The sequence below is a fragment of the Mesorhizobium sp. B2-3-6 genome, from assembly GCF_006442305.1.
GTDB lineage: Bacteria > Pseudomonadota > Alphaproteobacteria > Rhizobiales > Rhizobiaceae > Mesorhizobium.
The window spans coordinates 89,528-108,958 of the sequence record NZ_VFVW01000012.1 but is presented as its reverse complement, the minus strand read 5'-3'; the positions used below and the strand labels follow the sequence as shown (position 1 = coordinate 108,958).

The following is a 19,431-nucleotide window of genomic DNA, read 5'->3' as shown; positions in this document are numbered from 1 at the left end:
CGGGCCGGCATTGGGGAGAAGATGATGAGCAAGAAAGATCTCGGCCTGCTGATCCTGATCCTGGTGGTCGGCGCCATCGTCGCCATCATCAATCCGCGCTTCCTGCTGCCGATCAATCTCGCCAACACCTCGAACCTGATCGGACTGTTCGGCATCCTGTCGATCGGCCAGGCCTTCGTCATCATCACCGGCGGCATCGAATTGTCGGTCGGCTCGCTGGTGGCGCTGCTGGGAACGCTTTTCATCGACTTCATCGCCGTGCGCGGCATGGAATGGCCGCTGGCCTTCGTGCTCATCCTGGTGCTCGGTGCCATCATCGGCCTGGCGCATGGCTGGCTGATCACGCGGCTCAAATTGCAGCCCTTCGTGGTGACCTTGTGCGGCCTTTTGATCTATCGCGGCGTCGCCCGCTTCTACACCGCCGACGGCACCGCCGGCTTCGCCTTCGGCCAGAATTTCCCGGAGCTCGAATTCTTGACCGCCGGCCGCTCCTGGGGCGTGCCGAACTCCTTCTTCGCCCTGATCGTCATCGCCATCGTCATGTGGGTGGTGCTGCACCGCTCGGTGTTCGGCCGCTATCTCTACGCCATCGGCAAGAACGAGGAGGCGGCGAAATATTCCGGCATCCGCACCGGGCGTGTCGTCATGGCCGCCTACGTCATCTGCGGGGTACTGACGGCGCTGTCGGCGATCTATTTCGCCATGTACACGCGCTCCATCTCGCCAGCCAGCCACGGCCAGTTCTACGAGCTCTACGCCATTGCCGCGGCCGTGCTCGGCGGCTTCTCGCTGCGCGGCGGCGAGGGCTCGCTGATTGGTGTCATCCTCGGCACCGTGCTGTTGCAGGAGCTGCAGAACCTCGTCAATCTGCTCGGCATCCCGTCCTCGCTCAACTTCGCGGTGATGGGCGGCGTCATCCTCATCGGCGTGCTGATCGACCAGCAATGGGGTGTGTTCCGCGCGCGGCGGCGCATGGTCGACGCCAGCCGCAAGAGCATCGCCGGCGCAGCGGCGGAATAGTCAGGGGCAAAAAGCCACCATCCGCCGTGGCCGTCGAAAGATAACGCCGCTCTATCTCGCCCGCCCCGCAATTCCGCTCGATCTGTTGTCGGCCGTATCTGTGCGGCCCCAAGTGACTTGAGTGCAAAAGGGGGGCGGCATCGCGAAAACGGTCTTGCGAGCTTCCATCCGGATTGGAACGAAACCCTTGTCTGGGCGTTGTTCAAAGCTTTTCTATTCGGAGGCATTGTCATGGCCGCGAATCCGCTAAGCACCGCCAAGGTGGGAGGTCATCCCATCCATCCGATGCTCATTCCCTTTCCTGTCGCGTTCCTTGTCGGCGCGTTTCTCACCGATTTGATGTTCTGGGGGACTGCCGACGCCTTTTGGGCACGCGCGTCGATGTGGCTGATTGGAGCAGCCATCGTCATGGCTCTCCTGGCGGCGATTGCCGGCTTTATCGATTTCCTGAGCGAGCCGCGCATCCGCGCGCTGACGGACGCCTGGTACCATATGGTCGGCAATTTGACCGCCGTCGTTCTGGCGCTGATCAATTTCTATCTTCGCTACAGCCAAGGCGCCGAAGCGGCAGTTCGCCCATGGGGAGTGCTGCTTTCATTGATCGTTGTCTGCATCCTGCTGTTTACCGGCTGGAAAGGCTGGGAAATGGTGTACCGCCATCACGTCGCGGTTCTGGACGCGCCGACACAACCTTCGGCAACGCCGTCGGCCGGCACGCGTCGTGCCGACCACGACCGGCACGCGGCATAGAACGAAGGTGCATTCGATATTCAGGTCAGGCGGGCGCCACCTGACCATCAACACCTTTAGTCGATCAGCCCCGACATGTCGGAGAACGCCATCGCCTTGCGCAGCACCTCGGCAAAGCGCTCGCCTGCCGCTTCGCGCGAACCGCTATTGTCGATCGAGGTGACGCCGGGTCCGGAGAGCGTCACAGGCGCGCTTCGCGCCAGGCGTGCCAGAACCTCCCCGCGCGACTCGCGGCCACGCATCGCCAGCCGCCCGGCCAGCACATCGGGCGAAGCGGTGATCTCGACGATGACCAGATTGGCATAGCGCTTTCGCAAGGCAGGGATGATCGAGCGCGATACATTGGCGACAGCGACATGGCCGTTGGCCACTGCCCAATCGACCTCGGCCGGCAGGCCGTAGCGCAGGCCGTGCGCCTCCCAGGAGACGGCGAAGGCGCCGTCGGCTTCGGCCTCGATGAAGGCGGCATCGGCCAGCGTGTCGTGATCCTCGCTTGCCGTGTCGCTCGGTCTGGTGATGACGCGGCGCACGAACTCCAGCCGCGTCTCGTCGGCGAAAAGCGCCTTGGCATGGCCGATGATCGTATCCTTGCCGGCGCCGCTCGGGCCCACCACGGCAACGAAGACGCCGTCGCGTATCGGAAACGCCTCGGCCGACAGTTCACGCTCGATCAATGCCGAAGCCATCACGCGACCCGCCGCCCCTGCCGCCAGACCGTGCGCACCACTGGAACGTGGTCGTCGAGGCGCACGCGCACCAGGTCGGCCCGGCGGCCCTCTTCGATGACGCCGCGATCGGAAAGACCGACGGCCTCGGCCGGGTTCTTGGACACCATCGCCACCGCCTGCGGCAGGGAAATGCCGTCGACGACGTCGCCAAGAAAGAAGGCGGACTGGATCAGGCTGAAGGGGATGTAGTCGGACGACAATATGTCGAGCAGGCCGTCGCTGGCCAGCGTGCGCGCCGAGACATTGCCCGAATGCGAGGCGCCGCGCATGACATTGGGCGCGCCCATCAGCACGCCGAGCCCGGCATCCTTCGAAGCTCTGGCGGCCTCCTCGGTGGTCGGGAATTCGGCAACGCGCACGCCTTGCTCGATGGCTTCGTCGACATGGCCCGTCGTCGCATCGTCATGGCTCGCAAGCACGATGCCGCGCTCGTGGCAGGCGGCGGCGATGAAGACGCGGTTCGTGGCCGAATTCCGGGCCGATTCGCCCATCCGTTTCTCGCAGAATTTCTGGAAATTGTGATCGGTCAGCTTCAGCTTGCGCTGATAGTAGTAGGCGTAGGTTTCGAGGTTGACGAACTGGCGCTGGCCTGGCGCATGGTCCATCAGCGAGGCGAGCTTCACCCGTTCGTCCGTCTCGAAATTGGCGAAGGCCCTGAGGCAATCCGGCGCCGAGACCTCGCAGCGTAGATGGATGAAATGATCGGCCCGCAATCGATCCATCCGCACGCTGTCCTCGATCGCGTCGGCGAGCTTGCGGATGTCAGCGGCGTTGAGATCGGCATCCTCGTCCATGCCGACACGCAAGGCATCGAGCACGGTGGTAATGCCGGCGGTCGCCACTTGCGCGTCATGGGCGAGCACGGCGGCGATCGGATTCCAACGCACCTTGGGCCGCGGCGCATAGTGGCCTTCCAGGTGATCGGTGTGCAGCTCGACCAGTCCCGGAATGATGAAGTCGCCAGCCATGTCCTCGCCGGCTCGCACGGCGCCGGCGGATATGTCGGCGATCAGACCGTCACGCATCACGAGCGAGCCGTCGATGATCTCGTCGGCAAGAATGATGCGGGCGTTGCTCAGAATGGTCTCGGCGGTCATTTCAGGCAGTCCTTGGTTTTTTCTGGCCTTTACGGCTTGTTGCTTCAGGCGGTTTTTCTGGCCGGACGGCGCCCGAGCGCGTGCTGGGAAAGCACCATGAACGGGGCGCCGGGTTCGGGCTCGATGAACAACGTCAGCGCGTCCACCGGAACCGGCTGGCGCAGCACCTCGGCGAACAGGCCCTCGATTGCCAGGCGAAGACGAGGGCTTTCCTGTGGCCCGGCCCTGCCGGACAGCGTCATGTGAAAGCGGAAGCTCTCGAAGACGTAAGGATAGCCCCATTGGCAGAGATTGCGGAATTCGCCCGGCTTCAGCGAGTCCGGGCTGCGCCGCTCGATCTCGGCCTCCGTCAACGGCGCGCGAAAGCGGTCGAAATCGCGCACCACGTCATCGGCGAAGCGACTGAGCGGAGGCAATGGCGCCTCCGGCACCAGTGCGAAGAAACCGTCGATCTGGCTGACGACGAGACGCGGGATCATCACAACGGGCGTCGCCTCGGCAAAGGCGTCGAGCGCTGCGCGCAACGAGGCTTCGGTTTCGTTGGCCGCTAACCGGAAAGGGGCTTTCAGCGTTGCGTGAAAACCATAGCGCCGTGCCGATGCGGTGTGGAAGGCGACTTCCGCCGCCGACAAATCGCCCACCGCCTCCACCGGTCGCGTCGCGGCGCCGAACGGGTCACGGCCCAGCCAGTTGGCGGCGATCCGCGCCAATTTTTCGTCCTGTTGGGGGGTGAAGTAGATGGCGTAGCGCATCGAAGATCCTCGTCAGCCCGTTGCCATAGGTGATTTCCATGACGGATTGACGAAGCTTTGAAGGGTTTTCGAAGGCAAATCGACCCCGCCGGTCCTTAGCCGACGATTTTCCTGATCTGGACCAACAGGTTCAGCCGTGAACGCGCAACGGTCAGGCCTTCATCAGCCATTCGTGCTCGGGCGCATTGTGGAATTTCCACGTCCGCTTCGGGCCGGCCATGACGTTGAGGTAGTAGAGGTCGTAGCCATGACAAGCCGCGCAGGGGTGATAGCCCCTGGGCACCAGCACGACATCGCCGTCCTCGATCGCCATCGCCTCGTCCAGATCGCGGGAGCCGTCCTTGTCGGCGTCGGTATAGACCCGCTGGAAAGCAAAGCCCTGCGGCGGGTTGAGGCGGTGGTAATAGGTCTCCTCGAGATAGGACTCGGCAGGCAGATTGTCCTGGTCGTGCTTGTGCGGCGGATAGCTCGACGTGTGGCCGCCGGGCGTGATGACCTCGACCACCAGCAGCGAATCGGCCGGCTTGCCCTCGGGCAGGATGTTGGTGACGTAGCGTGTATTGGTGCCCTTGCCGCGTACCTCCTGGCCGAGGTCGTCAGGCCCGATGACGCGAACTGGCAGGCCGCCGCTCAATCCCGGCGCCGAGCAGACCGCCAGTTCCAGTCCGCTATCAGCCGTCACCGACCAGTCCGATCCCTGCGGCACATAGACCGACCATGGTTTGCCTTCGAAGGGCGACATGCGCTGGCCAAGCAGGCCGAGATCCTTGCCGCCGGCCGTGACCGTGCCCTTGCCGGTGACGAACACCAGGCAGACTTCGCGATCGTCCGTTGTTCCCGAAGCCGTTTGCCCTGATTTCAGCCGATGCAGGTCGAACCCGACATAGGTCCACCCGGCGCTTTGCGGGGTGACATGCGCGACACGGCCATGGCCCTTGTCGGCTTTGACCAGCAGCTTCGACATCCGGTTACTCCTTCGGTTCGACTTCGGCGGGCGCCTTGTTCTCGTCGGCCGGCTTGTAGAGATAAAAAAACTGCCAGACGCCATAGCCGGCGAAGCCCAGCGCGATCACGCCCCAGAACGGCGTGCCGCTCGCGAATTCGATGATCGACCAGATGACGCACACCGCGACGACGGCGACACGCCGCCACAATGGCCGGAAGAAGGGGTGCTCGGAATCTTTCATCGCGGCAACCTACAGCAAGCCCGGCCTGGCGAGAACCCGATCAGACATCGGGGAAGCCCTGCGTCTCGACCGTATAGCCGGCCGCCGTCATCACCCGCATCAACTCCTTGTGGCCCACCTGCGCCATCTTGAGCGGCGGGTTCTTCTTCGGGTCCTGTTCGGCCTCGACCACGAACCAGCCTTCATAGCCATGGTCGGCGAAACGCTGCACGATGGCGCCGAAATCCAGCGAGCCGTCGCCCGGCACGGTGAAGGCGCCGAGAGCCACCGCATCGAGGAAGGACTGCCTCGTGCGGTCGAGCTTCTCGATCACACCCATGCGTACATCCTTCACATGCACATGGCTGATGCGCTTGTGGTGATTGTCGATGGCGCGCAGCACATCGCCGCCGGCAAAGGCCAGATGTCCAGCGTCGAGCAGCAGCGGAATGCCCGCTCCGGAATGGCGCATGAAGGCGTCGAGCTCCGCCTCGGTCTCGACCACCGCCGCCATATGGTGATGATAGGAAAGCGGCATGCCTTGCTCGGCGCACCATTCGCCGAATTCGGTCAGGCGCCTGGCATAGGCCTTCATCTCGTCGCTCGAGAGTTTCGGCTTGGTGGCGAGCGGCTTCGAGCGGTCGCCCTGGATCGAACGGCCAACCTCGCCATAGACGATGCAAGGCGCGTTGACCGCCTTGAACAGGTCGATCATCGGCTGGATGCGATCCTTGTTCTTGCTCATCTCCTCGTCGACCAGCGTGCCCGAGAACCAGCCGCCGCACAGTGTGACGTCAGCCGCCTTCAGGATCGGCAGCATCACCTTGGGGTCCTTGGGAAAGCGCCGTCCCATCTCCATGCCGGTGAAGCCGGCCGAACGCGACTGGCGTAGGCACTCCTCCAACGACACGTCGTCGCTGAGTTCCGCAAGATCGTCGTTCCACCACGCGATGGGGGACATGCCCAGTTTGGCTTTCAAGTCGTCACTCCGGTTCTTGTTCACCCTCCCCCTTGTGGGGAGGGTCGCTGCGAAGCAGCGGGGTGGGGGTGCGGCGCCAGACCCCACCCGGACCTTCGGTCCGACCTCCCCACAAGGAGAGGTAGGGGGTGGGCAGCGCCGAGATCAATCGCCGACGCTCTGCATCCGCCGCTTCTCGTCATAGACCTTGCGCGCCGCGTTCACTTGGCTGCGCTCGGAGACTTCCGGCACCGCCACGTCCCACCAGTGGCCGCCGGCATCGGTGGAGACCAGCGGATCGGTGTCGATGACCAGTACCGTGGTGCGGTCGTTGCCTTTCGCCTGAGCCAGCGCCGTCTCCAGCCCTGCGATCGACGAAACCTTCTCGGCGATCGCCCCCATGCTCGCGGCGTGCGCGGCAAAGTCGACGTCGGGCAGCACCTCGTGGCGCGCATCCTTCAGGAGATTGTTGAAGTTGGCGCCGCCGGTCGCCATCTGCAGCCGGTTGATGCAGCCAAAACCCCTGTTGTCGAGCAGCACGATGGTCAGCTTCAGGCCGAGCATCACCGAGGTGGCGATCTCGGAATTGAGCATCAGGTAGGAGCCGTCGCCGATCATGACGACGACCTCTTCCCCGGGCTTGGCCATCTTGGTGCCGAGCCCGCCGGCAATCTCGTAACCCATGGTCGAGAAGCCGTATTCGGCATGATACGAGCCGGGCGCGCCGGCCTGCCAAAGCTTGTGCAATTCGCCCGGCAGCCCGCCGGCGGCGTTGAGCAGCGTCACGCCGGAGCCCATGGCGCGTTGCACGGCGCCGATCACCTGCGCGTCGGAAGGGTAGGCGGCATTGGTCGACGCCGTCACCTTGGCGGCTTCGGCCTGCCATTCCTTCTTGCCGGCTGCCGCATTGTCGGTCCAGGCGGATGGCACCTTCCAACCCTTCAGCGCGGCACCGAGTTCGGCCAAGCCTTCGGCCGCGTCGGCGACCAGCGTCGATGCCCGATGCTTGCCGGCATCGAAAGGCTGCACATTCAAGCCGATGATGGTCTTGCCCGAATTCTTGAACAGCGCCCATGAGCCGGTGGTGAAATCCTGCAGGCGCGTGCCGATGGCGAGCACGACATCGGCCTCTTCCGCCAGCCGGTTGGCGGCCGACGTGCCGGTGACGCCGACCGCCGCCATGTTGAGCGGATGATCGTCCGGCAGCGAGGATTTGCCGCCCTGCGTTTCGCAGACCGGAATGCCGGCGACTTCAACGAATTTCGCCAGTTCGTTCGAGGCCTGAGAATAGAGCACGCCGCCGCCGGCGATCACCAGCGGCTTGCGTGCGCTCTTCAGCGCTGCAACCGCAGCCGCCAATTCAGCCCGATCCGGGCGCGGCCGGCGCTGGCGCCAGACCCGTTCGGCAAAGAAGCTCTCGGGATAGTCATAGGCCTCGGCCTGCACGTCCTGGCAGAGCGACAAGGTCACCGGCCCGCATTCGGCCGGGTCGGTCAGCACGGCCATGGCGCGGTTCAGCGCCGGGATGATCTGCTCTGGCCGCGTGATACGGTCGAAATAGCGCGACACCGGACGAAAACAGTCATTGACCGTCGCCGTGCCGTCGGAAAAATCCTCGGCCTGCTGCAGCACCGGGTCGGGAATGCGGTTGGCGAAGACGTCGCCCGGGAGAAACAGGACAGGCAACCTGTTTACATGCGCAAGTGCCGCCGCCGTCACCATGTTGAGCGCGCCGGGTCCGATCGAGGAGGTGGCGGCCATGAAGCGGCGGCGGAAATTGGCCTTGCCATAGGCGATCGCCGCATGCGCCATCGCCTGTTCGTTGTGGGCGCGGAAGGTCGGCAGTTCGTCGCGCACCTGGTAGAGCGCCTCGCCGATGCCGGCAACATTGCCGTGGCCGAAGATGGCCCAGACGCCGCCGAAGATCGGTACCTTTGCGCCGTCGATCTCGGTCTTCTGTTTGCTCAGGAAACGGGTCAGCGCCTGCGCCATCGTCAGGCGGATTGTCTTGCTCATTGGTTTCCTCCGCAGTCCCTGTGCCCGTGCCTTCTTATGCTGCTTTACCGCCGCGCGCGGCAAGCCATGCCTCGGTCAGTTGCTCGAAGCGCGATGCCATATCGGCAATCGCTTCGTCGTCCGACATCCTGCCGGAAAGCCATTGTTCGGCGGCATTGATGAAGATGGTGCGGCCGACCGCGAAACCCTTGACGATAGGCGCCTTGGCCGTCGCTGCGAAGGCGGCCTCCAACTCGTCCTGCGGGGCTTCCAGGCCGAGCAGCACGACGCCGCGGCACCAGGGGTCGTTCTTCAGGATCACGGCCTCGATCTTCGTCCACGCGCCTGCGGATGCCTGCGGTTCGAGCTTCCACCAATCCGGCTTGATGCCGAGCGCATAGAGTTCCTCAAGCGCACGCGGGATGGTCGTGTCGTCGAGCTTGCCGTGCTTGCCGGCGATGATCTCGATGAGAAGCTCCCTGCCCACTTTCCGCGCGGCCTCGAACAGTGCGCGCAATTTCTGCTGCTGTTCCTCCTTCAAGCCCGGCGGATCGTCGGGATGATAGAAGCAAAGGCATTTGATGCAGTGGTCGACCGGCCATTCGGTGAGCTGGGAGCCGATGTCCTGCGAGAATTCGAAGCGCAGCGGCCGCGAGCCCGGCAGCTCCACCGGCCGCCCGAGCCAGGCAAAGGAATGCCTGGCGAATTCGAACATCGCCTCGCGGCCATGCCTCTCGTCGAGCAACATGCCGTATCCGTCGCGCCCGGCGGCGACCTTGGCCGCCGCTTTCACCGTCAGCACCTTGAAATCCTCGATGCGCGACGCGTCAGCGCCAGTCTTGGCCGCCACGTCCTCGAGCTGCACCCGGTGGTCGCAGGCGAATGCCATCAGCGAGGGAATGTCGTGCCGGCGCGTCGTTGCCCAATGGATGTGGTTGATCGCCTCGTCCTTGCGCAACGCCAGATGCCTGCTGCCGAGTTTGAGGAAGAACTGCAATTCCTCGAAGGTCGGATATTCCGGCGCACACAACAGCCGCGACACGGCGAAGGCGCCGCAGGCATTGGCCCAGGTCGCCGCCGTGGCAAGGCTTTCGCCGCCGAGCCAGCCGCGCAGGAAGCCCGACATGAAGGCATCGCCGGCGCCAAGCACGTTGTAGATCTCGATCGGAAAACCCTTGCCGACCACGCCGTCCTCGAGATCGTCGCTGATCGGCCCGTCATAGACGATGCAGCCCATGGCGCCGCGCTTCAAGACGATGGTGGCCGAGGACAGCGAACGGATCGTCTTTAGCGCGCTCAGGCAGTCGTCCGCGCCCGAGGCGATCATGATCTCTTCCTCGGTACCCACGACGAGGTCGCAATCGGGCAGCACCGTCTTCAACTGCGCCGAGACGCGGTCGGACTTGACGTAGCGCTCAAAACCCTCGGCGTGGCCGCCCAGGCCCCAGAGGTTCGGCCGGTAGTCGATGTCGAACACGACCTTGCCGCCCTTGGCCTTCATGATGCGGATCGCCTTGCGCTGGGCGGCATCGCTGTTGGGCCGGGAAAAATGTGTGCCGGTGACGACGACCGCGCGAGCCGAGGAAATAAACGCCTCGTCGATGTCCTCCTCGGCCAGCGCCATGTCGGCGCAGTCGGAGCGGTAGAAGATCATCGGCGAAACGCCTTCGCTCTCGACCGAAAGCAGCACCAGCGCGGTCAATCGCTCCTTGTCGGTCTTCAGCCCGTCGGTGTTGACGCCTTCGCGCTTCAATTGTTCACGGATGAAGCGCCCCATCTGCTCGTCGCCGACGCGCGTCAGGAGCGCCGAACGCAGGCCGAGCCTGGCCGTGCCGACCGAGATATTGGCGGGGCAGCCGCCGACCGACTTGGCGAAGGAGGTGATGTCCTCCAGCCGCGAGCCGATCTGCTGGCCATAGAGGTCGACGGAAGCCCGGCCGATGGTGATGACGTCGAGCGCAGCGTATTTCGCGTCCACGGCTTCGCTCATTGGAACCTCCCGTCGGGCCTGTTATGTTGGGGTACACGCGCGAGCGGCAGCGTGGCGCCGAAAAATATGAAATAATAATTCCAATCCATAGTCAATATGGAATGAGCATTCCCCGATCTAAAATCGCCTTTTGCCTTCCGCTCAGGCCTTGCGCCCTTTGCCGGGGTTGCGCCGCTTCTCGCCGACGCCAACGGTCAGCGCCATGGCCAGCGCCATCGTCGCCGATAGCGAGCGGAAGCCGGCAAAATCCGCCTCGGCAACCTCGAACCAGACGCTGGCGAACTGAGCAAGCGGTGAAAACGAGCTGTCGGTGATGGCAATGATCGGCACGCCCTGTTCCGAAATCGTGCGCGCCTCCTCGATCGTGGCCGGCGCATAGGGCGAGAAGGAAATGGCGACGACGGCATCCGCGGGCGTCGCAAAGCTGACCATCTCGGCGTTGAGGCCGGCGGCTGATTCGATCAGCTGGTTGCGGATCTTCAGCTTGCCAAGCGCATAGGCGATGTAGGACGCCACCGGATAGGAGCGCCGCTTGGCCAGCACATAGATGGTCTGTGCCTTGGCCAGCAGGGAAATCGCTTCTTCCAGATGCGCGTCGTCCAGCGTGCGCGAAATGTCGTTGAGCGAGGTGCTGGCGGCGGCGACGAAGCCGTCGAAGATCGCCCGGTGGCCGGCGCCGCCCTCGGCCTTGGCGCGCAGCGCCTGCAGCCGTTCGTCATAGGAGGAGTTGCGCTCGCGCAGCCGTTCGCGAAACACCTGCTGCAGGCTGGTGAAGCCGTCAAAGCCGAGCTGCTGGGCAAAGCGGATCAGCGTCGAGGGCTGCACGCCGGCCGAGGCGGCGATGCTGGCGGCGGTGCCGAAGGCGATATCGTCGGGATTGTCGAGCGCATAAGCGGCGATCTGGGCGATGCGCTTGGGCAGGCTTTCGCGCCGATCGAGGATCGTGGCGCGCAGCGTCTCGAAGTCGCGAGGTACCCGTTCGTCCATCGTCGGCCCGTCCAAGCTCATCGGTGAAGCGTCCTCTCTGCCCCATCATAGCGAGGCTGCGCAAGAACACCATAAAAAATGAGGCAGACATTCCATTCCGAACAAAAATGGACTAATTCATCCACGTAGCATCTATGACGGTGGAGGAACGGAAAATGGTCGGCGTCGGTCTTATCGGCACGGGATTTATGGGCAAGTGCCACGCCATCGCGTGGAGTGCCGTCGGCGCCGTCTTTCCAGACATGACCAAACCGCGGCTTGTCCATCTCGGCGAGGTCAATGAGGATCTCGCCAGGCGCAAGGCCGGCGAGTTCGGTTTCGCCAGGGCGTCCGGCGACTGGCGCGCCGTCGTCAACGATCCCGAAGTGGACGTCGTCTCGCTCACCACGCCCAACCAGTTCCATCCGGAAATGGCCATCGCAGTTCTCGAGGCCGGCAAGCATTTGTGGTGCGAAAAGCCGATGGCGCCGAGCTTCGCCGAAGCCGAGGCGATGGCGGCCGCGGCGAAGAAATCCGGCAAGGTCGCGGCGCTCGGTTACAATTACATCCAGAGCCCGGCCATCCGCCACATCGGCGCGCTGCTCGACGAAAACATCATCGGCGAGGTCAACCATCTGCGCATCGAGATGGACGAGGATTTCATGGCCGATCCCGAGGCGCTGTTCTTCTGGAAGCACGAGGCATCTTCCGGCTATGGCGCGCTTGATGATTTCGCCGTGCATCCGCTGTCGCTGGTGTCGACCCTGTTCGGCCGCGTCGCCAGCGTCATCTGCGACATGGCCAAGCCCTATGCCGACCGCAAGCTGGCCGCCGGCGGCCGCCGCGCGGTCGAGACCTACGACATTGCCTCCGTGCTGATGCATCTGGAGAACGGCATCGCCGGCACGCTTCTGGTCAACCGTTCGGCCTGGGGCCGCAAGGGCCGCATCGCCGTCCAGATCTTCGGCTCCAAGGGCTCGATCCTGTTCGACCAGGAGCGGATGAATGAGTTCCAGCTCTACCTCACATCGGATCGCCCGACCGAACAGGGCTATCGCACCATCCTCGTGTCGCCACAGCACAAGCCCTACGACCTGTTCGTCCCCGCGCCCGGGCATAGTCTTGGCTTCAATGATCTCAAGATCATCGAATGCCATGAACTGCTGACCCGGCTCGCCGGCAGACCGGCGCGGCTCATCGAATTCGACGAAGGTCTGGAGATCGAGCGCACCGTGCATGCGATGGCGCGATCGTTCGAGGAGAAGCGCTGGGTGGATGTAAGGTAAGGTTCGCTCCGCTGGTCGGTTTAGCCGGCGGCCGCTGCGTTGACTTCCCACCCATTGACCCAGATCTGCCGCAACCGATCGCCTTCGCCCTTGAAGCGCAGTCCGGTCGGCCGGCAATCCTCGATGCGGTCGCTGCGGAAATTGCGGATCGCCTGGCGTAGCTCGCACCAGGCGACGATGTTGGCGGTCTCGGCATAATAGATCAGCGCGATCGGGCGGATGAGGCGCTCGGAAGCGCGGCCAAGCTCGTCGCGATAGGAGAGGTCGAGCTTCTCCTCGTCGCGTATGGCGCGGCGCACCAGCGCCAGGTCGATCGCACCTGCAGAGGGCGCGGCGAATCCCCACGCATGCAGCGCATTGGCGTCGAGCGTCTGGCGCAAAGGCGGCGGTACCGCGCCGGCGATCTTGGCGCCGACGCGCTTGGCTGCCTGCTTGAGCTCGTCGTCGCCCGTGCGCTCCAGCAGCGCCAGTGACAGCACGATCGCCTCCATCTCCTCGATCGAAAACATCAGAGGCGGCAAGTCGAAGCCGGGGCGCAGGATATAGCCGATGCCCCTCCCGCCCTCGATCGGCACGCGCATGGCCTGAAGCGCTGCGATGTCGCGATAGATCGAGCGTATCGTCACCTCCAGCTGCGCGGCTATCATTGCCGCCGTCACCGGCTGCCGCGCCAGCCGCAGGATCTGGATGATCTCGAACAGGCGCGACGCCTTGCGCATTTCTCACCCGTTGCCGATCACAACTGACACATCATCGTCAGTTGGTTCGGCCTATAGGATCGTCTATCGGATTGAAAATCAACAGGTTCCGCTGCGGCTGGGCCGAGCGAGGCGACAGGCTACTGACATGAGCTATGCTGAAAATCTCTGGCTGTTCTTTATCCTGCTGTTCGGCATCATCGCCGTTCCGGGCATGGACATGCTGTTCGTGCTGGCCAATGCGCTGACGGGCGGGCGCGACAGGGGCCTTGCCGCGACCGGCGGCATCATGGTCGGCGGCATGGTGCACACGCTGAACGGCGCGATCGGCGTCGGCCTGCTGATGCATTTTTTGCCGATCCTGTTCAAGCCGCTGTTGATTGCAGGCGCCGCCTACATGGGCTTCATCGGCATCACGCTGATGCGCAGCTCCATCACTGTCGGTCGCGACGGGCCCGCCGGCAGCCGCTCGGCATGGAAGGCGTTTCGCCAAGGCCTTGTGACCTGCCTGATCAACCCGAAGGCCTACCTGTTCGTCCTTGCCGTCTATCCGCAGTTCCTGAAAACGGACTACGGCCCGATCTGGATGCAGGCGACGGTGATGGGCCTGCTGACCGTGCTGACGCAGGCCGCGATCTATGGCGGGATCGCAATATCGGCCGGCCGCAGCCGCAAGCTGCTGATCGCTAATCCGCGAGCGACCATCCTTGCCGGCCGGGCGGCCGGGCTGCTGCTCTTCGCGGTGTCCGTGTTCACCGCATGGGAAGGGCTGAGGGCGGCGTAATGCCGGGCTAGACCGGACCGCCGCCCTTCTGGCGCCGGCCGGATCAGGCGGCGCCCTGCTGCGTGGCGAGAAGCTCGTCCAGCTGCTCGAACGTCTCGGACATCGCATCCGCCGCCCCGGCGCCGGCGTCGAGGGCTTCCTTCGAGGGATAGAGCTCGCGCATGACCAGCAGCGTCTTGCCGCCTTTTTCCTCGAAGGTCACCGTGGTGACGGGTCCACCCTCACCCCCTTCGTCATTGGTCCAGACGAGGCGCGAGTGCGGTGTCACTTCGAGATACCTGCCGAAGAACTCGGCAGGGTTCGAGCCGTCATGCCCGAACACCAAACGGTACCCGCCTCCCACACGAACATCCATCTCGCAGGAACGCAGGAACATGCCCATCGACTTCGGCACCCACCACTGCTTGAACAGCTCAGGCTTGGTCCACGCCTCGAACACGATGCGCGCAGGCGCGTCGAAGCTTCGCGTAACGACCAACTCCCGGTCGGACCTCCGTTCCACCGTCGTGCGTTTGGCCTCACTCGCTCTTCCTGCGTCCATCGACTTCCTCCTTGCGTTTCAATTCCTCGATAACCTTGTCCAACTCGTCGAAGCGTGCGGCCCAGAGCTGCCGGTATCTCTCGATCCATTCCGCCTCATCCTCCAGGCGACGCAGGCCCAGCTTGCAGGTCCGCACGCGCCCGACCTTCCGCGTCGTGACGAGTCCCGCCTGCTCCAGGACGCCGACATGCTTCTTCATGCCCGTGAGGGTCATGTGGAATTTCTGGGCCAAGTCCGTGATCGAAGCGTCCGCACGGCCGAGCTGCTCCAGAACGCCGCGCCGGGTGGCGTCCGAAAGCGCGGCGAACGAGGCATCCAGGCGGGTCGCGGAATACTGAACCATTTGGTTCAGTATGTAGCACGCGGGTCGGAGGCGTGCAAGTGAGGTGGAGCGCTGCGGGCCCTAGGGCGGCGTGGTCCTGGGCTGAAACCGGAAACGCCGCCCTTATGCTCCAACCGGATCAGGCGGCGCCCTGCCGGCTCTCCACCAAGGCGCGGCGCGCCGACCGGCGCCATTCCACGGCGCCGGCAAGGCCGTGCAGCACCGTCTCCGTGGCCGCCCAGTCGATGCAGCCATCGGTGATGCTCTGGCCGTAGACGAGCTGCTTGCCCGGCACGACATCCTGCCGGCCGGCGACGAGATTGCTCTCGATCATGACGCCGATAATGCGCTCGTCCCCCGCCGCGACCTGTCCTGCCACGTCAGCCGCGACCTTGGGCTGGTTCTCCGGCTTCTTGGCTGAGTTGGCATGGCTGACATCGATCATCAGGCGGGGCGCGATACCGATGCGGGCGAGTTCGACCGAGGCGGCCTCGACGCTTGCCGCGTCATAGTTGGGCTGAACGCCGCCACGCAGGATGACATGGCAATCCTCGTTTCCGGTCGTTGCCGCGATCGCACTGCGTCCGCCCTTGGTCACCGCCATGAAATGATGCGGCTGGGCGGCGGATTTCACCGCCTCGGCAGCGATCCTGAGATTGCCGTCGGTGCCGTTCTTGAAGCCGACCGGACAGGACAGGCCCGAGGCCAGCTCGCGATGGATCTGGCTCTCGGTCGTGCGCGCGCCGATCGCGCCCCAGGCGACGAGGTCGGCAATGTATTGCGGCGTGGTCATGTCGAGGAATTCGGTCGCCGCCGGCAGGCCCAGATTGTTGACGGCCGACAGCACATTGCGGGCCATCCGCAGCCCCTTGTCGATGTTGAAACTGCCGTCGAGGTCGGGGTCGTTGATCAGGCCCTTCCAGCCGACCGTCGTGCGCGGCTTTTCGAAATAGACCCGCATCACGATCTCGAGCCGGTCGGACAGAGCTTCGCGCAGCGCCGCCAGACGGCTGGCATAGTCAACGGCCGCGACCGGATCGTGGATGGAACAAGGGCCGACGATGACAACAAGTCGGTCGTCGGCCCCGGTCAGGATGGAGTGGATGGCGTTGCGCGAGGCGGCAACGGTGCGCGTCGCCGTGAGTGAGCGCGGTATCTCGCGCATCACCTCTTCCGGCGTGCTCAGCAGTCTCAGTTCCTTGACCCGAAGGTCGTCTGTGGTGGTCAACACGGCTTCTGCTCCTGGTTGGGAGACCTGCCGGCTGAAAACAAAAAAGCCGCCAGGTCTGGCGGCTTGTCGGACTGTTTGCTGCAATCTTCAGATCGAGCGCAATCCTCCCGCCGCCAGCGAGCTGCTAAAGTACCAATAGGTGGCGGTCAGGTGGATCATGCGGCTCATATAGTCGAAGCGGCGGCGTTTGTCACGTACCCTGGTAGCAAGCAATTTCAGGTGAGGGCCGAGCCTTTGCGATTTCGTCATTCTAGAGCGAAGCTCCGTCGCGGAGACCCTGGGATCCATGCCGCGACCTAGATGGGAGAGTGCTGCGGTGCAGAATCTTGCGCCGTAGCGACGGCCCGGAAGTCGCGGCATGGATCCTCGGGTCTGCGCCGCGTCGCTGCGCTCCTTGCTCCGCCCGTGGATGACGACCTGGTTAACGGTTTCGCTTACGCGGTCGCTATTCCGGCGACGCCCCAGCGATGCTCTGGTCGTAGTCGACCAGCGAGCCGGTCATCACGCCGGATTGCGGGCTGACCATGTAGCTGATCAGTCGGGCAAGCTGGTCCGGCTTCACCAGCTGCCCCATCGGCTGCGCAGCCTCGGCCTTCTCGAGCCAGTCGTCGGGTGCGTCGTGCCATTTCTTCTGCACGATATCCTCGCCCTCGGTGTCCATCCAGCCGGGCAGCACGGCGTTGCAGCGGATGCGATTGAAGCGATAGGCGTTGGCGACATTCTTGGTCAGCGTCATCAGCGCGCCTTTGCTGGTCGAATAGGGCGTCAGGAACGACTGGCCGGTATGCGCCGACATCGACAGCACGTTGACGATCGATCCGGGGGCCTTTTTTTCAAGCAGATGCGCCACCACGCCCTGCATCAGGAAGAAGGGTCCTCGCACATTGGTGTCGAAGATGGTGTCGAAGAGCTCCTCGCTGGTCTCCACCAGCGAGCCGCGCGCGGATGTGGCGGCGGCGTTGACCAGGGCGTTGATGGTGCCGAAATGCGAAAGCGCGGTGGCGACGGCGCGCTTGCAGTCGGCCACCTTGGAGACATCGGCGCTGATGAAGATCGCGTCGACGCCCGACTTCTTGAGGCTGGCGACTGCCTTGTCGCCCTTTTCCTGCGAGCGGCCGATCAGGGCCAGCGCCCGGCAGCCTTCGTCCGCCAATGCCTCGGCGACCGCGAAGCCTATGCCTTGTGCGCCGCCGGTGACGATGGCGCGCGTTTGTGAATTGCGATCGGCTGATGCGCTCATCGCTCTGCTCCTGTGCTTTAAGTCGTTACTTGTCGAGGCGGACGGTCTGGCCTGATGTCGCCGATTTCAGCGCCGCATCCGCCAGCCGAAGTGCGATGAGCCCGTCCGTCCCGCTCGGTGCTGCCTTCTTGCCCGACGTCGCGGCGGCGATGAAGGACGCAATCTCAATGGCATAGGCATCGAGATAGCGGGTCATGAAGAAGTCGTGCAGCGGCGGGCGCGTATAGCCCTTCTCATTGGCCAGTTCGATCGACACCGGCCGCTGGTTCTCGGCCGCGACCATGCCTTTCGAGCCATGCACCTCGATGCGCTGGTCGTAGCCATAGGTGGCGCGGCGCGAATTGGAGATGACGGCCTGCTTGCCGGAAGCCGTTTCGAGGATAACGCTGACCGAGTCGAAATCGCCGGCCTCGCCGATCTTCTTGTCGACCAGCACCGAGGCATGCGCACTGACCGCCACCGGCTCTTCGCCGAGCAGGAAGCGCGCCATGTCGAAATCATGGATGGTCATGTCGCGAAAGATTCCGCCGGAGCGCGCGATGTAGTCGATCGGCGGTGCGCCCGGATCGCGCGACGTGATGGTCACCATCTCGACCGTGCCGATGGCGCCGTCATCGATTGCCTTGCGCACCGCAGCGAAGTGCGGGTCGAAGCGCCTGTTGAAGCCGACCATCAGCGTCGCCTTGGCCTTCTCGACCACGGCCAGGCACTGCTCGACCCGCTTGACGTCGAGGTCGATCGGTTTCTCGCAGAAGATCGCCTTGCCGGCCTTGGCGAAGCGCTCGATCAGGTCGGCATGGGTGTCGGTCGGCGTGCAGATCACGACCGCGTCGATGTCCCCGGATTTCTCGATGGCATCAATGGTGCGCACCTCGGCGCCGTAGGCCGTGGCGAGTTCGCTCGCCGCCTTCTCGAAAGCGTCGGCAACGGCGACCAGTTTGGCCTGCGGATTGGAGCCGACGGCGCGGGCGTGGACCTTGCCGATGCGGCCGGCACCGAGGAGGGCGAAGCGGAGAGTCATGGAAATTTCCTCTGGGGAATGGTTCGAAGGTTGGCGGGGCGCCGGTCATGCGCGCAGGTGTTTTTCCGGTCAAGACAAGATCGACAGGGAGGCGATTACCGCCGCCTCCGCGCCCGGCCTAGGCCGCGAGTTCGGCCTCTCCGGTCTTGGCGCCGGTGATGTAGGAAACGATATCGTTTCCGTCGGTGTTCTCCTTGCGCAAATTGGCGACGATGCGGCCGCGCCGGAAGACGACGATGCGGTCGCAAAGGTCGAACACCTGGCGCATATTGTGGCTGATCAGGATCAGCGGCTCGCCATTGTCCTTCAGCGTGCGGATGATGTTCTCGACCTGCGCGGTCTCCTGCACGCCGAGTGCTGCCGTCGGCTCGTCCATGATGATCAGCTTGGAGGCGAAGGTCGCGGTTCTGGCGATCGCCACGCATTGCCGCTGGCCGCCCGACATATGGCGGATGGTGTTCGACAGGTTTGGGATTTTCACCGCCGTGCGCACCAGCGCCGCTTCGGTCGCCTTGCGCATCCCCCGGCGGTCCAGGATCGAAAACGGTCCCAGATTGAACAGCACTTTTTCTCGGCCAAGGAACAGGTTCGACGGCACGTCGAGGTCGTCGGCCAGCGCCAGGTTCTGGAACACGGTCTCGATGCCGGCCTCGCGCGCCTCGATAGGGCCCGAAAAATTGACTTGCTTGCCGTCGAACCAGATCTGGCCGCTGGTCGGTTGCTCGACGGCGGTGATCTGGCGCACGAAGGTCGACTTGCCGGCGCCATTGTCGCCCATGATGGCGACGTGTTCGCCCTTGCGCAGCTCGAAATTCGCGCCTTCCAGCGCCTGCACGCCGCCATAGCGCTTGGTCAGGTTTTCGGTCTTCAGGACGATGTCTGCCAT

At 64.1% G+C, this 19,431-nt stretch carries 21 protein-coding genes; 4 read left to right on the top strand and 17 right to left on the bottom strand.

The genetic code is table 11. The features are described 5' to 3' along the window. Positions 1-24: 24 nt before the first annotated feature. The gene (locus FJ953_RS27990; RefSeq protein WP_140517717.1) at positions 25-1,020 is read left to right on the top strand and encodes an ABC transporter permease; all 996 of its coding nucleotides are present in this window, start codon (positions 25-27) and stop codon (positions 1,018-1,020) included. Positions 1,021-1,251: 231 nt separating this feature from the next. Continuing rightward, on the top strand, positions 1,252-1,770 hold the full coding sequence (locus FJ953_RS27985) for a DUF2231 domain-containing protein (protein ID WP_140625522.1): 519 nt from the start codon (positions 1,252-1,254) through the stop codon (positions 1,768-1,770). Between the two features lie 56 nt (positions 1,771-1,826). On the opposite strand, the gene phnN is transcribed toward FJ953_RS27985, so the two are convergent. From phnN to FJ953_RS27940, 9 genes are all read right to left on the bottom strand, one after another. Next, complete coding sequence (gene phnN / locus FJ953_RS27980; protein ID WP_181168533.1) at positions 1,827-2,459, bottom strand: phosphonate metabolism protein/1,5-bisphosphokinase (PRPP-forming) PhnN; 633 nt, start codon at positions 2,457-2,459, stop codon at positions 1,827-1,829. Beyond that, complete coding sequence (locus tag FJ953_RS27975) at positions 2,456-3,595, bottom strand: alpha-D-ribose 1-methylphosphonate 5-triphosphate diphosphatase (RefSeq protein WP_140625521.1); 1,140 nt, start codon at positions 3,593-3,595, stop codon at positions 2,456-2,458. The genes phnN and FJ953_RS27975 overlap by 4 nt, the downstream gene beginning before the upstream one ends. 44 nt (positions 3,596-3,639) lie before the next feature. Next, positions 3,640-4,347, bottom strand: a complete 708-nt coding sequence (locus tag FJ953_RS27970; protein ID WP_140625520.1) for a DUF1045 domain-containing protein — start codon at positions 4,345-4,347, stop codon at positions 3,640-3,642. A 151-nt stretch (positions 4,348-4,498) separates the two neighbouring features. Then, a complete protein-coding gene (iolB, locus tag FJ953_RS27965; protein ID WP_140625519.1) occupies positions 4,499-5,311 on the bottom strand; it encodes a 5-deoxy-glucuronate isomerase in 813 nt (270 codons plus the stop codon). Positions 5,312-5,315: 4 nt separating this feature from the next. Then, positions 5,316-5,534 (bottom strand): DUF3329 domain-containing protein, encoded by a 219-nt coding sequence (locus tag FJ953_RS27960; RefSeq protein ID WP_140491266.1) that lies wholly within the window; start codon positions 5,532-5,534, stop codon positions 5,316-5,318. Positions 5,535-5,574: 40 nt separating this feature from the next. After that, entirely contained in the window at positions 5,575-6,492 is a 918-nt protein-coding gene (iolE, locus tag FJ953_RS27955) for a myo-inosose-2 dehydratase (protein WP_140524144.1), read from the bottom strand. Positions 6,493-6,636: 144 nt separating this feature from the next. Beyond that, entirely contained in the window at positions 6,637-8,487 is a 1,851-nt protein-coding gene (gene iolD, locus FJ953_RS27950) for a 3D-(3,5/4)-trihydroxycyclohexane-1,2-dione acylhydrolase (decyclizing) (protein WP_140625518.1), read from the bottom strand. Positions 8,488-8,521: 34 nt separating this feature from the next. Further along, positions 8,522-10,456 carry a 5-dehydro-2-deoxygluconokinase gene (gene iolC, locus FJ953_RS27945; protein ID WP_140625517.1) on the bottom strand — a complete coding sequence of 645 codons (1,935 nt, stop codon included), beginning with the start codon at positions 10,454-10,456 and terminating at the stop codon, positions 8,522-8,524. Positions 10,457-10,597: 141 nt separating this feature from the next. Continuing rightward, positions 10,598-11,443: a MurR/RpiR family transcriptional regulator gene (locus FJ953_RS27940; RefSeq protein WP_181165350.1), complete on the bottom strand. Its 846-nt coding sequence runs from the start codon at positions 11,441-11,443 to the stop codon at positions 10,598-10,600. A 155-nt stretch (positions 11,444-11,598) separates the two neighbouring features. On the opposite strand from FJ953_RS27940, the gene FJ953_RS27935 reads away from it, so the two are divergent. Continuing rightward, positions 11,599-12,708 carry a Gfo/Idh/MocA family oxidoreductase gene (locus tag FJ953_RS27935; protein WP_140491256.1) on the top strand — a complete coding sequence of 370 codons (1,110 nt, stop codon included), beginning with the start codon at positions 11,599-11,601 and terminating at the stop codon, positions 12,706-12,708. A 20-nt stretch (positions 12,709-12,728) separates the two neighbouring features. On the opposite strand, the gene FJ953_RS27930 is transcribed toward FJ953_RS27935, so the two are convergent. Continuing rightward, positions 12,729-13,427: a YafY family protein gene (locus FJ953_RS27930; protein ID WP_140625516.1), complete on the bottom strand. Its 699-nt coding sequence runs from the start codon at positions 13,425-13,427 to the stop codon at positions 12,729-12,731. A gap of 127 nt (positions 13,428-13,554) precedes the next feature. Between FJ953_RS27930 and FJ953_RS27925 the strand changes: the two genes are divergently transcribed. After that, positions 13,555-14,190, top strand: coding sequence for a LysE family translocator (locus tag FJ953_RS27925; RefSeq protein ID WP_140625515.1), 636 nt, complete (start codon positions 13,555-13,557; stop codon positions 14,188-14,190). 43 nt (positions 14,191-14,233) lie between these two features. Here the strand turns inward: FJ953_RS27925 and FJ953_RS27920 are convergent, their stop codons facing one another. The 7 genes from FJ953_RS27920 to FJ953_RS27895 all read right to left on the bottom strand — a co-directional run bounded on the left by FJ953_RS27920 (position 14,234) and on the right by FJ953_RS27895 (position 19,431). After that, positions 14,234-14,731 carry an SRPBCC family protein gene (locus tag FJ953_RS27920; RefSeq protein WP_140524136.1) on the bottom strand — a complete coding sequence of 166 codons (498 nt, stop codon included), beginning with the start codon at positions 14,729-14,731 and terminating at the stop codon, positions 14,234-14,236. Next, positions 14,709-15,074 (bottom strand): metalloregulator ArsR/SmtB family transcription factor, encoded by a 366-nt coding sequence (locus tag FJ953_RS27915; protein WP_140491248.1) that lies wholly within the window; start codon positions 15,072-15,074, stop codon positions 14,709-14,711. The genes FJ953_RS27920 and FJ953_RS27915 overlap by 23 nt, the downstream gene beginning before the upstream one ends. A gap of 118 nt (positions 15,075-15,192) precedes the next feature. Next, on the bottom strand, positions 15,193-16,284 hold the full coding sequence (locus tag FJ953_RS27910; protein ID WP_140517730.1) for a 3-deoxy-7-phosphoheptulonate synthase: 1,092 nt from the start codon (positions 16,282-16,284) through the stop codon (positions 15,193-15,195). Between the two features lie 87 nt (positions 16,285-16,371). Next, positions 16,372-16,533 carry a hypothetical protein gene (locus FJ953_RS30640; protein WP_181167258.1) on the bottom strand — a complete coding sequence of 54 codons (162 nt, stop codon included), beginning with the start codon at positions 16,531-16,533 and terminating at the stop codon, positions 16,372-16,374. 196 nt (positions 16,534-16,729) lie between these two features. Next, a complete protein-coding gene (locus tag FJ953_RS27905; protein WP_140517731.1) occupies positions 16,730-17,524 on the bottom strand; it encodes an SDR family oxidoreductase in 795 nt (264 codons plus the stop codon). 25 nt (positions 17,525-17,549) lie between these two features. After that, the gene (gene iolG / locus FJ953_RS27900) at positions 17,550-18,545 is read right to left on the bottom strand and encodes an inositol 2-dehydrogenase (RefSeq protein WP_140563543.1); all 996 of its coding nucleotides are present in this window, start codon (positions 18,543-18,545) and stop codon (positions 17,550-17,552) included. A gap of 118 nt (positions 18,546-18,663) precedes the next feature. After that, positions 18,664-19,431 (bottom strand): ATP-binding cassette domain-containing protein, encoded by a 768-nt coding sequence (locus tag FJ953_RS27895; protein WP_140517733.1) that lies wholly within the window; start codon positions 19,429-19,431, stop codon positions 18,664-18,666.

Excerpts from the sequence above, each read along its gene's own strand:
- FJ953_RS27990 (WP_140517717.1), top strand. The coding sequence starts at position 25 with ATGAGCAAGAAAGATCTCGGCCTGCTGATCCTGATCCTGGTGGTCGGC.
- FJ953_RS27985 (WP_140625522.1), top strand. The coding sequence starts at position 1,252 with ATGGCCGCGAATCCGCTAAGCACCGCCAAGGTGGGAGGTCATCCCATC.
- FJ953_RS27975 (WP_140625521.1), bottom strand. The coding sequence starts at position 3,595 with ATGACCGCCGAGACCATTCTGAGCAACGCCCGCATCATTCTTGCCGAC.
- FJ953_RS27970 (WP_140625520.1), bottom strand. The coding sequence starts at position 4,347 with ATGCGCTACGCCATCTACTTCACCCCCCAACAGGACGAAAAATTGGCG.
- iolB (WP_140625519.1), bottom strand. The coding sequence starts at position 5,311 with ATGTCGAAGCTGCTGGTCAAAGCCGACAAGGGCCATGGCCGTGTCGCG.
- FJ953_RS27960 (WP_140491266.1), bottom strand. The coding sequence starts at position 5,534 with ATGAAAGATTCCGAGCACCCCTTCTTCCGGCCATTGTGGCGGCGTGTC.
- iolD (WP_140625518.1), bottom strand. The coding sequence starts at position 8,487 with ATGAGCAAGACAATCCGCCTGACGATGGCGCAGGCGCTGACCCGTTTC.
- iolC (WP_140625517.1), bottom strand. The coding sequence starts at position 10,456 with ATGAGCGAAGCCGTGGACGCGAAATACGCTGCGCTCGACGTCATCACC.
- FJ953_RS27940 (WP_181165350.1), bottom strand. The coding sequence starts at position 11,443 with ATGGACGAACGGGTACCTCGCGACTTCGAGACGCTGCGCGCCACGATC.
- FJ953_RS27935 (WP_140491256.1), top strand. The coding sequence starts at position 11,599 with ATGGTCGGCGTCGGTCTTATCGGCACGGGATTTATGGGCAAGTGCCAC.
- FJ953_RS27930 (WP_140625516.1), bottom strand. The coding sequence starts at position 13,427 with ATGCGCAAGGCGTCGCGCCTGTTCGAGATCATCCAGATCCTGCGGCTG.
- FJ953_RS27925 (WP_140625515.1), top strand. The coding sequence starts at position 13,555 with ATGAGCTATGCTGAAAATCTCTGGCTGTTCTTTATCCTGCTGTTCGGC.
- FJ953_RS27920 (WP_140524136.1), bottom strand. The coding sequence starts at position 14,731 with ATGGACGCAGGAAGAGCGAGTGAGGCCAAACGCACGACGGTGGAACGG.
- FJ953_RS27915 (WP_140491248.1), bottom strand. The coding sequence starts at position 15,074 with ATGGTTCAGTATTCCGCGACCCGCCTGGATGCCTCGTTCGCCGCGCTT.
- FJ953_RS30640 (WP_181167258.1), bottom strand. The coding sequence starts at position 16,533 with ATGACGAAATCGCAAAGGCTCGGCCCTCACCTGAAATTGCTTGCTACC.
- FJ953_RS27905 (WP_140517731.1), bottom strand. The coding sequence starts at position 17,524 with ATGAGCGCATCAGCCGATCGCAATTCACAAACGCGCGCCATCGTCACC.
- iolG (WP_140563543.1), bottom strand. The coding sequence starts at position 18,545 with ATGACTCTCCGCTTCGCCCTCCTCGGTGCCGGCCGCATCGGCAAGGTC.
- FJ953_RS27895 (WP_140517733.1), bottom strand. The coding sequence starts at position 19,431 with ATGGCAGACATCGTCCTGAAGACCGAAAACCTGACCAAGCGCTATGGC.